Raw genomic sequence first — 12951 nt, forward strand, 5'->3', positions numbered from 1 at the left:
CATGGCACGATTTTTTATCGATCGTCCGGTATTTGCTTGGGTTCTCGCGATTCTAACGATGTTGGCGGGGGTAATGTCATTATTCAATTTACCCGTCTCGCAATACCCAACGATTTCACCGACGACGATCACCATCAGTGCTCGCTATCCAGGTGCATCAGCAAAAACCGTTGAAGACTCGGTAACGCAAGTTATCGAGCAAAACATGACGGGATTAGATTACCTTCGCTACCTATCATCGAGCAGTGATGCATTTGGTAATGCGACAATTACCCTGACGTTTGATAGCGAAGCTGATCCTGATATCGCGCAAGTACAGGTGCAGAACAAACTGCAATTGGCATTGACTTCATTGCCGATGGAGGTACAAAACCAAGGTATTGTCGTCAATAAATCCAATACGGCATTTCTCATGGTTGTCGCAGTTTATTCTGAAGATCCTGGCTTTACAGAAAACGATATCGGCGACTTTGTTGTAACGAATATTCAAGACCCGATAAGTCGTGTAACTGGCGTAGGACAAGTGCAGGCGTTTGGTGCGCAGTATGCGATGCGAGTTTGGCTGGATCCATTTAAGCTTACGCAGTTCAACTTGACCGCAATCGATGTAGCGAACGCGATCAGTGAACAGAACGCGCAAGTTTCTTCAGGTCAACTTGGTGCGGCACCTGCGCAGGAAGGTCAGTTGTTGAATGCTACGATTTCTTCTGCAAGTCGTTTGAGCAGTGTAGAAGAGTTCCAAGACATCATTCTTAAGTCCGACGCCAGTGGTTCGAATGTTTATTTGAAAGATGTAGCTCGCGTTGAGCGTGGTGCAGAAAGTTATGATATTCGAGGCCAATATAATGGCTTCCCAGCGTCGGGGTTAGGTATTTCATTAGGTACTGGCGCAAACGCGCTTGAGACAGCCAATGCGGTAAAAGAGCGCTTAGAACAACTGAGTGCAACGTTCCCAGAAGGGTTGCAGATTGCGTACCCATTTGAAACAACGCCATTCGTCAAAGCCTCGATTCAAGAAGTGGTTAAAACGCTATTAGAAGCTATTCTTCTTGTGTTCTTAATCATGTACCTGTTCTTGCAGAACTTCCGTGCGACGATCATTCCAACGATCGCAGTGCCTGTCGTATTGCTCGGAACCTTCGCTATTTTGTACGCGACTGGATTTAGCGTAAACACGTTAACCATGTTCGCGATGGTTCTGGCTATCGGTTTGCTGGTGGATGATGCCATCGTTGTGGTGGAAAACGTCGAGCGTGTGATGCATGAAGATGGGTTGGAGCCCAAAGAAGCGACCAAAAAATCGATGGGGCAGATCACTGGTGCCCTGATTGGTGTGGGGTTGACGCTTTCAGCGGTATTCGTCCCTATGGCGTTTATGTCTGGTTCTACCGGGGTTATTTACCGTCAGTTTTCAATAACTATTGTGGCGGCTATGACGCTTTCCGTTTTGGTTGCGATAATTCTGACTCCAGCATTATGTGCAACATTACTGAAAAAAGGCGATGCTGAGCTTCTAGAAAAGAAAGGCTTCTTTGGCTGGTTTAACCGCAAGTTTGATGCGATGACAGCTGGCTATGAAACCGGTGTTGCTAAACTTTTAAAACGCACAGGTCGCATGTTGGTTGTATTTTTGGCAATGAGTGCAGGTGCTGGCTGGTTATTTATGAACCTTCCAACGTCATTTTTGCCAGATGAAGACCAAGGCACAGTATTCTCAATGGCTATTTTGCCGCCTAACTCAACACAAGAGCAGACGGAAAAAACACTTGAGAAAATGCGTGACTTTTATCTAGTAGACGAAAAAGACAATGTAAAATCTGTCTTCTCCGTTGCTGGATTTAGTTTCGCAGGCCAAGGCCAAAATATGGGTATGGCATTTATCGGCCTGAAAGATTGGTCTGAGCGTGAAGCGCCAGGCGCCGATGCCGCTTCCATTACGGGCCGAGCGATGGGGTACTTCTCTACTATTAAAGAAGCTTTGGTGTTTGCGTTCGCCCCTCCAGCGATTCAAGAGCTAGGTAACTCGACAGGTTTCGATTTCTATCTCCAAGACTCGTTGAATAAAGGGCACGATGCATTAGTTGCGGCTCAAGGGCAACTTCTGGGCATGGCAGCACAAAACCCGAAACTTGTTGGTGTTCGTCCAAACGGTCAGGCAGATGCGCCAATGTACAAAGTGAACATTGACCACGTCAAACTTCGTGCTTTGGATGTCAGTATCAATGACGTAAACCAAATCCTGTCAGCTGCATGGGGCGGGGCTTACATTAACGATTATATTGACCGCGGTCGTGTGAAGAAAGTGATGGTACAAAGTGATGCGGAATACCGCATGCAGCCAAAAGACTTCGATTCATGGTACGTACGCAACGCTAAAGGAGAGATGGTGCCTTTCTCTGCTTTTGCGAGTGGCGAGTGGACCTATGGTTCTCCTCTTTTGCAGCGCTTTGATGGTTTGCCAGCAATGAATATTCAAGGCGATGCAGCTCCTGGTGTAAGTACTGGTGAAGCCATGGAAGAAATTGAAGCAATGGTAGAAAAGCTACCGGAAGGCTTCACGGTGAACTGGAATGGTATTTCGTATGAAGAGCGCCTTTCCGGAAACCAAGCGCCGATGCTATATGCGCTATCTATCCTCGTCGTATTCTTAGTTCTTGCCGCTTTGTATGAAAGTTGGTCAGTACCTTTCGCCGTGGTGTTAGTTGTTCCTCTTGGTGTGCTTGGTGCTGTGCTTGCGGTAATGACGCGCAGTATGGATAACGATGTGTTCTTCCAGGTGAGCTTATTAACGACGGTCGGCTTGGCAACCAAAAACGCCATTCTGATTGTTGAGTTTGCAAAGGACTACTATGAGAAAGGCGCTGGGCTTATCGAAGCAACCTTACATGCTGTTCGCGTTCGTCTGCGCCCAATTATCATGACATCGCTTGCTTTTGGTTTGGGTGTGGTACCACTTGCTATCAGTTCAGGTGTGGGATCGGCAGGTCAAAACGCAGTGGGTACCGGCGTACTTGGTGGCATGATCAGTGCCACGATATTGGGTATATTCTTCGTCCCAATCTTCTTTGTAGTGGTTGAGCGATTGTTTGATCGACGTGCGAGAAAAGAGTCGGAGGCAGAGTTGTCTGAGACCAGCACTAAACCCACTCAGCAAAGCGAGTAGGACTTGGTTGTGTTAACTGAGTTATACTAGTGATAATAAACACAATAAAAGGGCGCTTCGGCGCTCTTTATTTTATGTTTTCACTTGGTGGTTACCGTCTATGACGCGAGCCTGAAAGACGGCGTGTTGTGTGCAGTATCAGCACAGCCTTTTCGACCGAATGAAAGCCTAAAGAAGAAAAACGACGATGAAAGATCAGAAAATTTCTCCAATTTCCGTTTTGGATCAAAGCCCTATGTTTGTCTGCGGTGTGATGCAGCGCATGTACCGCAATCGTGCCCAAGCCGAGCTCTCTCGGCAAAATTTGATGACACTAGAAATGGCAAGTGCACTGGCCGCTTTAGAAGAATTTCAACCTATGAGCCAGCAAGCGTTGGCTGATGCGGTTCGAACTGAGCGAAGTGTAGCAAAGCGGATGGTGGACAATCTGGAAAAGAGAGGGTTTGTTCAAGTTTCTAAAAGTAAATCGAATCAGCGCCTTAAAATGCTAAGCATGACAAAAGAGGGAGCAAATGCTTTAAAGCAAGTTCATCAAATCATGACGAATTTACAGAAAGAGTTTTTTTCTTGTTTGTCGGAATCTGAAGCGAGTGAATTTTTTCGTCTGGTAAGAAAGCTCACTTTTGCGAATCACGACCAGTAACTGACATCAATGCCGTTTAGCGTCTTTATTTTATCGCGGACCAATTATATTAAGTTGTAGAACTTAAGAAATAGGATGCCCAACGTACAGGTCACGGTAGAAAGCACCGTAGTGAGTGCGATGATATTTGCAGCTAACGTGGCATTGCCTCCCATGGAACGCGCCATGACATAGCTGGCAGCAGCGACTGGAGAGGCGTTCATAAAGAAAAGAATACCTAGCTCAATTCCTCGAAATCCTACTAAGTAAGCTCCCATGGTGATGATGACTGGCGCTACGATGAGCTTGTAACTGCTCGCAAACCAAGATGGACCTTTCTCTTTTCTCATCAAGCTAAAGTCAAGTGAGCCACCCGTACACAACAGCGCCAAAGGCAATGTCATTTTGGACAAGTAGTCTCCTGCGTCAATAACCACATTCGGTACTGGAATAGCGAGTAAATAAAAAGCCATTCCTAGAACAATGGAGATTATGAGCGGATTCCTAGTCAGTGTTCGGCCCATCATCTTTGCTGCTTGCGAGGCAGACGTTGCCCCCTTGGGCGATAAGCAAATTACCGCTTGGACGTTATAAATAAATGTGGTGACCGCGACATAGAGCGCTGCTAGCGCCACACCTTGAGAACCATACGCATTGGCAACGTAAGCGATACCAATAATACCTGTATTTGCTCGGAACCCACCTTGGATAAGAACGCCTTGGTCAGGCGATGCTTTGAACAGAAGTTTGACGGAAAGGTAGGTGAAAATGAAAAACGAAATACTAGCGATGACGCCGAAATTGACGAATCCACTTGCCGCGGAAAAGTCGTGTTCTGAAGCCACAATGCTGACAAATAACATTGCAGGCAAGGTAACTTGAAACACCAGTTTAGAGCCTACTTCGATAAAATTATCGTTGATTAGACCAAAGCGCTTAAAAAGAACGCCAAGTACCAACATCAAACAGATAGGTCCGGTTATCGACAAAGAGAATTGCAACTGATGTAAAACAGCTTCCATGTAAGTATCCGCAGCAAAAGAAAAAAGTGTTCCTGTTGCCTATTAAGCCACAAACCCGGAGGGTAGGACAGTAACGTGATGAAATTTTCTTCTGTTGTAGGTTCCGGAGTCATTTACACTCCAAGTTATGGACGAGGTCCCAATTTAACAAAGCGGTACTGGTCCTACGTGAGATATGTTGGTTAACTCGTTGTCGTGATGCATCCACATGCGTATTAGATGTGAGGGCTGGTCATCGTAGTTATGGATAGGAGTTCATCAATGAAAAGGAAACACAACAAAACTGTACTGTGTGCGTTTGTCTCTGGTTCGGTATTTGGTGCGGTTTTGGTCATTGCGATGTCTTTACCAATGTAATCCTCTTAATTGGCTGTTGGAACACTCACTCTAATTCAGTACAAAACAGATTGAGTTCTGCGGTATGTGCTGTTAGTTTAAAAAACATGAAAATACACGTTCGCCCTTCATTAACAACCTTCTCTTGGTGGCGCTCTAAATAGAGCGGCGCGGAATACTTACATTCTTAAGCTGCTGGATGGTAGCTAAGAGTGTTTGATCTTTTTATCTCCAGTAGCGATCTATTAAATACTTGGAGACAAATATGAATACCCATAAAAATACATCTCAGCGTGAAATTATACTTACCGGAGATCGAGCAACAGGTCCATTACACCTCGGGCACTATATTGGTTCATTGCAACAACGAGTCAAATTGCAAACGGAGCACGAGCAAACGATCTTGGTCGCGGACATGCAAGGGTTGACGGATAACGCGCATAATCCATCAAAGGTATCCTCTAATATTCTCAATGTCGTTGCAGATTATTTGGCTGTTGGTATCAACCCCGCTCAAACTACGATCACGTTGCAGTCCCAAATTCCAGCGTTAGCCGAGTTGACAATGTATTACAGTAATCTTGTTTCTATCGCACGATTAGAGCGAAACCCCACGGTTAAAAATGAGATTCAAAGTAAAGGCTTTGAACGCTCTATTCCCGCAGGCTTTTTAACGTATCCAATTTCTCAAGCTGCTGATATTACGGGGTTTCATGCGACGCTAGTACCAGTGGGTGATGACCAGCTGCCGATGTTGGAGCAAACTAATGAAATCGTGAGAAAAATAAACCATCTGGGTGGAAAAGAGGTTCTTAGAGAATGCCGTCCATTACTCAGCGATGCACCTCGTTTGCCGAGTACTGACGGTAAAAATAAGATGTCTAAAAGCATGGGGAACGCAATCAACTTAGGGGCCTCCGAAAAGGAGATTTCTTTGGCAGTGAAATCTATGTATACCGATCCCAATCATCTGAAAATTGAGGACCCTGGCCAAGTCGAAGGGAATATTGTATTCATCTACCTCGATGCTTTTCATCCTGATAAAAATTATGTCGAACAGCTAAAAGACCATTATCGACGAGGTGGATTAGGTGATGGTTTGACCAAGAAAGTGTTAGAAGAATGCTTACAAGAGATGCTTCGCCCTATTCGAGAAAAGCGCGCTATGTATTTGAATGATAAAGCGCAGCTGATTGATATTTTAAAACAAGGTAGTGAGCGTTCTCGCGAGAAAACCGAAAAAGTGCTATTTGATGTGAAAGATGTATTTGGTTTAAATTTGTTCTGAATTAAAAGTAGAGAGTTGAACATAAGGCACGACGGCTGGTTAGCAACGTGCCTTTTTAAGTTCCCAGTCAGTCAAAGCGCATTGTTAAGAAGAAAAAAATTCACGACGAAAATCCGCGACTTCTTGTTGGTAATAGCTTTGCCATTCCGGTTCTGACAAATTTGAATGGCTAGAAGCTCTTTGCGTTCTTAGCTTGGACTCAAGTTGTTGTAATGCTTGTTGGTAATCTTTGACTTGTTTTTTTTGTTCTGTAATTTGCTGCTGACGAGCATGAATGTTTTTAGTTTCTTCTTTCGTTAAGTAAGTTCGTTCTAGCTCTGCGATGAGCGCCAAGCGATCTGGTAGGCTTATACTATTAGGAATCAGGGTGACCGCACGCTCATATTTTTCCTGGTCGCTTGTTAGCCCGATAGCACCTGCATGTTCTTGCCAGTCAATGGTGAGTTGCTCGAAAGCTCGCAAAAAGTTATCTGGGCTTTGAGTGTCCAGCTTTTGGGCTTCTAAGTTGAAATCGTACAGCGCGAACTCATCCGCGAAAACAATATCAGCCAATTCTCCCCAGATGCTTCTTGCTTCGTTCTTCAGCTGTGCAATACGCGATGCCAGTGATTGTTGCTCATCAAATAACAAATTTCCTACACTCTCTTGCCATTGGCTGCTGAGCTGAGGGTAGTTCGCCAAAAGCTGGAATCGAGCTAAAGATAAATGCGCCTCAAACAAGGCGATCTGCTCTTCACAACTACGGTTCAACATACACTCATGCCAAAACGTCTCAAGTTCAGCGACAAGTTTCCTGCCTTTGAGTTGAGTTAATCGCTCAGTCGTTATTTGAACTGTGGAAGGGAGCTTAGCTGTTTGTGGTGAAGTATCTGTATCGGGAACGATGCTGCTTGTTTGTGGTGATGTACTGGAGACACTCTGATTTTTTGTCTTAGGGGAAGGAGAGGAAGCGAGCTCTTCTTTTTGAACATCGTGACTGAAAGTTAAAAATATCATGCCCGCCATAATGGCGGACATTATTATCAAAGCGATTTTCTTCATGGCTTGATTGTTGCGCTTACTGGGAAATGGTCAGAAAGGTTATAGTGTTTCCATAAACTCTCTGCGGTTGTGCGCGGCACGTCTACACGGTTGTCATTGAATGATTTCACCCCGTATTCACTACTCACCATAACATAGTCAAGGTATTCCACGTTTTCGCCACCTGATAACGCTTCACCTGCGAAGTTATTGATACGGGGATCAAAGGTTGACTCCGTGTAACCAGAGTACTGAGGCTCTATGGCACTTAAGTTAGCGATCATTTGTTGGTAGTCACCAGGGAACTTTCTTTTGTTTACGTTAAAGTCGCCGCTGTATACCACAGTTTCGCTTGAAGGAATGTCAAGAGATTGGGCGAGTGCGCGGATTTGTTTGAACTGGCGCTGACGATACTCACGGGCGGTGTCTGTATCGAAAGATGCGGTATGGGTAGCAAACACATGGTAAGCCTGACCACCTTTAATTATTTCCGCATAATTTACGCCTTTATCGGCAAAGCAGTCTGTACCAGAGCAATCGGGAAAGACATATTGCGCTTCATTCACGATAGGGTAGCGACTAACTATGATTACGCCACCATCATGAATATTAACGCCTTCTTTATCTAACATCTTTGTTTGGTAAGGATATTCCTTGGCTAACTCACGTAAGAATGCTTCACGGCCGCTGGCAAACACCTCTTGCAGCGCCAAAACATCGTAACCTTTTACATGTTGAGGAATCAGTTCGTAACGATCTCTAATGTGCGATGCAATAGCCGTCAACGCCCAGATGTTATAAGTCATCAACTTAAGGTTTTGTTCTTCGTTGTCGACAGACTCCGCTACCTTGCTTGGCGTGATGGTGTAGTAAAGATCATCATATCGAGCGGTACTGTCTGACTTAAATGCCAGTTCGGTTTCTCTCGTACCAAAAGCGTTAGTGTTGGCACGATGAATGTTACGATCATCTTTGAGAGATAACTCGACATCGGCTGCGGATAAGCCGTATTCAATGGTCGAATTGTACCAATGGCCTTCCATTATTTGATTGAGTGTTATGCTTTCACCTTCGGGGCTAGAAACCACAGTTTCAAAACGGTAAGTTTGATTTGATTTCACGCCCTCCCAGCGGTTGAAGCTTAATATAGATTTAGTTTCCCACGGACCAAGTACCTGCACATGTTGTTGCCATTCTTCCCCGTATTGAAGCAAATCACTGCCTTCATGTTTTACTTGAATAGTTAACGGTTGATCAGAGTTATTCGTTAGGTAAACGTCGGTATCTGCAATGCTGGGTAACGCTATCAAGCTACTTAATAAAAGGCTCCACTGCGAAAATTTCATCTTATTTTTCCATCATTTGAACTAGAGCAATCATTCTTGTTTATAAATGTTACTTGCACGTTAAATATGGATGACATCTAAGCCAGCGCTGAAAATTGTTATCAGAATGTGATCTTTATTCAATGGTGAGAATGGGGATATTGAGTGTGTGGCCGTTAAAGCGGTGGAAAATAGTACCAACAGTCAACGAATTGCATTCACTGCAATCAAGCTGTCATCTTTGCTCTATAAGTTGTGCGGCGTCATTCATCTAGCTATATGGCTAGAACTCAAATTGATAGATGGAGCACCATGGCTAGAGCAGTAAATCCAACCGATGAAACCATCATTAAATTGTTACAAGAGCAAGGTTTGATTAGAAGTGAAGCAGAAGCGCGTTTAAAGAAAGAGGTGTACCGCTTGCAACCTAATGAGATAGCAAAAGTAAAAAATTATGCCCAGCATTTTGGGATAAATGCGAAAGAAAAGCTCATCGATGAGATCTTGGATCTGCGCCGAGAAGCGCTCATGAAAAGATGTAGACACAATACGGAGCATACGAGCCTATCTCTAAAATAGCATGTGATAAAACTATCAATTACTGGTCAAGATTTGATCTCTCAAGCCGATGTATATAAGAGCGTTCAATGATATCGAGCGCAAAAAACAGTGTGTTTTAGAGGTTAAGCTTTCACTTAAGTGAGAGGTTTGGAAAGGCTGCGGGGAGAAAGTGCATGCGTATTAAAGACTTAAGTGTCGTAAAGAAAATATCGGTTAGTTATTTAACCGTTTTTGCCGTGTTTGGTTTAGTGTCAGTAATGTTGGTGCAAGGTTTGTTAACACTGAATAAAGACATCTCAGTGTTAACAGATAAAAGTTTACCTTCTGTTGCGATTTTGAAAGGTATCCAAGTTGATATTACTAAAGTGCGTAAAGATGAGTTCTCTTTATTGCCAAACGCAAATCACCCCAAAATTGGTGAGTGGTTAAAAGGCCTCGACCAATGGCGTTCTGATGTGCAGGCTGGTATTGCAGAATACGAAAAGCTCGACCTTAATAAGCGTGAAACGCAGTCCTTTAGCGTTTTTAAAGAAACTTGGAATCAATACATCAAAGAAACGAAGACTTACAACGTATTGCTAAGCCAAGGCGATGCTGAAAGTGCAAATGATGTAATTTTATCAAGTTTCGATACCTACTCAAAAGCGTTGAGCAGCTTGGATGATACCCTCGCGTTGAACGATGAGTTGGTGAATTTGATTGGCGAAGAAGTACAAAGTGAAGCGGCATTTACACAATACAGCGCTGCTGTTGGTGCGCTTGTCGTCGCATTGGTCATGGTAATGTCTGCCATGTTGCTTTCTCGAGTCATCTGCGGGCCTGTTGATCGAGCACTGGAATTCGCTTCCAAAATCGCCAAGGGTCAATTGAATAATCAAATCGACGAAAGCGAATTGAGCAAAGACGAGTTAGGAACGCTGCTCAAAGAGCTTGTCGGTATGCAAACAAACTTACATTCGTTGGTTTCTGAGATTAATGACTCAACGATTCAGCTAACGGCAGCAGTAGAGGAAGTGAGTGCTATTTCTTCTCAGACCGCTTCTGGTATGCAAAATCAACAAATTGAACTTAGCTCGGTGGCTTCTGCGATGACAGAAATGCAAGCTGCTGTAAGTGAAGTGGCACAAAATACCGAAGTTGGCGCAACCTCTGCTTATTCGGCTGCGGAAGTGGCAAAGCAAGGAACGGTGACGTTACAACAAACTATCGCAGTAATTGAGCGTGTATCACATACGATCCAAGAATCAGATGAACTGGCACGTGAGCTTGAATCGAGCTCAAACAATATCAATGTGGTCGTAGATGTGATCCGCGGGATTGCCGAGCAAACAAACTTGTTAGCACTGAACGCCGCAATTGAAGCCGCTCGGGCTGGTGAACAAGGACGTGGGTTTGCTGTTGTGGCAGATGAGGTTCGTTCTCTGGCGCAACGCACTCAAGACTCCACTTCACAAATTGTGGAAATTGTTAATCAGCTACAAGAGAGCAGCAGTAAAATAGGGCATTCAAGCCGTGATTGTCAGGAGGGTATTTCTCAGTGTGTTGAGCAAGTTAATGATGCTGATAGCCAGATAAAAGAAATTGAACATTCTGTCGATAACATAGCGCAAATGAGCACACAAATCGCAACGGCGTGCAGTGAGCAGAATTCTGTATCCGAAGAGCTGAATCGCAGTGTGGAGCATATTAATAGTGCTTCAACAGAGATGGCTGAGGGAGCTTCACAAACGGCTGTGGCTTGTCAGCAGATTAGTAGCCTAGCGCACAACTTGAAAACTCGAATGGGTTCATTCCAGCTCTAGTTGTTGTGTTTCAGCTTTATTCCTAACCTCATTGCTACAATAAATAAGCCGGACGAAATGTCCGGCTTATTTATTCTCTGTCTATATAAGTTGAGAGTATGCTCAACCTTGGGAGAATATGCTCGCTAGGCTGGAATACCACTGTGAAACTTAAAATCTGTATCTGGCGTAGAAACTAAATCTGCCTCTATACGTCCAAAGTAGGCGATGCGCTCGCTGATATCTTTGCCTGCGATTTGCTCCGCTAATACAAGATAATCCTGGTAATGGCGTGCTTCAGAACGTAATAAAGAAATGTAGAACTTTGCGATATCGTCATCCATATGTGGTGCTAGTTTGGCAAAACGCTCACAAGATCGGGCTTCGATGTACGCACCAATGATGAGTTTATCGATCAGCGTTTCCGGCTCATGAGTCTTCATATGCGAAATCAGTCCTTTAGCATAGCGACTTGCTGGAATATTTTTATACTCAATTCCACGACTTTCCATGATCTCTAAAACTTGATAAAAGTGGTGTAACTCCTCTTTTATCAAAAGCACCATCTTATCGATCAAATCTTGGCTGTATGGTGAGTCGGACTTAGCCATGATTGACTTAGAAATATTGCTCTTGCCTTTTAAAGTTTCCAATGAGCCTACGTTACGGTAAGCAAAATCTTCGTAGGGCTTAAACCAGTCAAGTAGAGCATGTGAACTGGATTGGTCAACGGCATACTTACGAATTAAAAACATGGCAGATTGGCCAGCTTTTAGTTCGCACAGTAGGTGGTCTAACAAAATGGTTTGAAGGTTCTCTGGTTTCTTTGCTTCCTCTACCCATTCATCAGGTGTACTGCATTGCAGAAATTGGTTAATGGGAGCAAGAAGATCTTGATAGGCGTCTAGATTCATCATTTTAGTTTTAGTACTTCACATTTTTATTGGGCATATCCGTTGTCTTGCGGATAGAAAAAAGGCTGCAATTGCAGCCTTTCTTGACCTGAAGTGAATGTTACCACTTTTTCTTCTCGCCGAAGAGTGCTTCCATGTCATTGTCACGCTCTTTGTCAGCAATCTGCTGCATTTCGGCATCGCTTTTATCTTGGCGCTTTTTATCTAAGTCACCCAACATCTCTTCAAGCTTTTGTTTCGCTTGAATAGAATAAGGATCGCTCTTAGTGCTCAAAGCATCGATACCTTTACGCAGCAGTTGAAGCGCGGTGCCTGGTTGGCCACGAGCGATAGAGTCGTTTGCTCTTTTGATGACATTTTCAATGTTGATGCGAATTTGCATCGTTTCCAAGCGCGCATTTTCAGTGACGTAAGTCTGGGTATCCAATCGGCCTTTGTTGTGCTCGTTACGGATAGTGTCGCGAAGTCGTTTAACCAGCTTAAGCATGACGATAGCTTGTTTATCACTACTCGGCATCTTGAAAGTGGTACTCTCGCCAGTAGGACCATTCTCTTTTAGCTGCGTAATCTGCTGCTTCATATTTTCGATACGTTGAGCAAGTTGCTTGTTCTTCGGGTCCAGCTCATGCATGCTCTCTAGCGCGTCAAGAATACGATTGTTTAGACACAGCAACAGCTCTTTACTAAAAGGGATATGGTGTGCATGACCAATCAACTCTTCAGTACCATCTATCAAGGCTACATATCGCGCTGATTCCTGCCTTTTTGCGGTTTCAACTTTAACCTTATATTGCAACATAATGTTATAGCCTAGGATTAACACCAGTAGGATGGCTACCAAAGCGATTATTAAACCAATATTCATATCTTTGCGTCTGCTTTACTTTTCTGCGGCTAGCGTTAAAGAATACATGAATCT

Annotated in this window: 10 protein-coding genes; 5 read left to right on the forward strand and 5 right to left on the reverse strand. The window is 44.0% G+C overall.

The window, feature by feature from the left end:
• Window position 1: 1 nt before the first annotated feature.
• Together R7D93_RS07660 and R7D93_RS07665 are read left to right on the forward strand one after the other, a co-directional pair.
• Complete coding sequence (locus R7D93_RS07660; RefSeq protein WP_225495537.1) at window positions 2-3163, forward strand: efflux RND transporter permease subunit; 3162 nt, start codon at window positions 2-4, stop codon at window positions 3161-3163.
• A gap of 187 nt (window positions 3164-3350) precedes the next feature.
• Complete coding sequence (locus R7D93_RS07665) at window positions 3351-3806, forward strand: MarR family winged helix-turn-helix transcriptional regulator (protein ID WP_017635039.1); 456 nt, start codon at window positions 3351-3353, stop codon at window positions 3804-3806.
• Window positions 3807-3850: 44 nt separating this feature from the next.
• On the opposite strand, the gene R7D93_RS07670 is transcribed toward R7D93_RS07665, so the two are convergent.
• Window positions 3851-4807: an AEC family transporter gene (locus R7D93_RS07670; protein ID WP_005388415.1), complete on the reverse strand. Its 957-nt coding sequence runs from the start codon at window positions 4805-4807 to the stop codon at window positions 3851-3853.
• A gap of 601 nt (window positions 4808-5408) precedes the next feature.
• Here R7D93_RS07670 and trpS point away from each other — a divergent pair.
• Window positions 5409-6431 carry a tryptophan--tRNA ligase gene (gene trpS, locus R7D93_RS07675; RefSeq protein ID WP_213868359.1) on the forward strand — a complete coding sequence of 341 codons (1023 nt, stop codon included), beginning with the start codon at window positions 5409-5411 and terminating at the stop codon, window positions 6429-6431.
• Between the two features lie 84 nt (window positions 6432-6515).
• On the opposite strand, the gene R7D93_RS07680 is transcribed toward trpS, so the two are convergent.
• Together R7D93_RS07680 and R7D93_RS07685 are read right to left on the reverse strand one after the other, a co-directional pair.
• Entirely contained in the window at window positions 6516-7472 is a 957-nt protein-coding gene (locus R7D93_RS07680; protein WP_225495539.1) for an ATP-dependent dsDNA exonuclease, read from the reverse strand.
• Window positions 7469-8797, reverse strand: coding sequence for a sphingomyelin phosphodiesterase (locus R7D93_RS07685; protein WP_213866925.1), 1329 nt, complete (start codon window positions 8795-8797; stop codon window positions 7469-7471). Before R7D93_RS07685 ends, R7D93_RS07680 begins: the two co-directional genes overlap by 4 nt.
• Before the next feature lie 291 nt (window positions 8798-9088).
• Here R7D93_RS07685 and R7D93_RS07690 point away from each other — a divergent pair, with 291 nt between their 5' ends.
• Together R7D93_RS07690 and R7D93_RS07695 are read left to right on the forward strand one after the other, a co-directional pair.
• Entirely contained in the window at window positions 9089-9355 is a 267-nt protein-coding gene (locus R7D93_RS07690; RefSeq protein WP_005388970.1) for a hypothetical protein, read from the forward strand.
• 155 nt (window positions 9356-9510) lie between these two features.
• Complete coding sequence (locus tag R7D93_RS07695) at window positions 9511-11139, forward strand: methyl-accepting chemotaxis protein (protein WP_017634953.1); 1629 nt, start codon at window positions 9511-9513, stop codon at window positions 11137-11139.
• A gap of 125 nt (window positions 11140-11264) precedes the next feature.
• Here R7D93_RS07695 and miaE read toward each other — a convergent pair whose 3' ends face one another.
• Together miaE and R7D93_RS07705 are read right to left on the reverse strand one after the other, a co-directional pair.
• Window positions 11265-12035, reverse strand: a complete 771-nt coding sequence (miaE, locus tag R7D93_RS07700; RefSeq protein ID WP_213866924.1) for a tRNA isopentenyl-2-thiomethyl-A-37 hydroxylase MiaE — start codon at window positions 12033-12035, stop codon at window positions 11265-11267.
• Between the two features lie 97 nt (window positions 12036-12132).
• Complete coding sequence (locus R7D93_RS07705; RefSeq protein ID WP_005378247.1) at window positions 12133-12897, reverse strand: hypothetical protein; 765 nt, start codon at window positions 12895-12897, stop codon at window positions 12133-12135.
• Window positions 12898-12951 lie beyond the last annotated feature (54 nt).

This window comes from Vibrio sp. YT-15, from assembly GCF_033337445.1.
Classification (GTDB): Bacteria; Pseudomonadota; Gammaproteobacteria; order Enterobacterales; family Vibrionaceae; genus Vibrio; species Vibrio alginolyticus.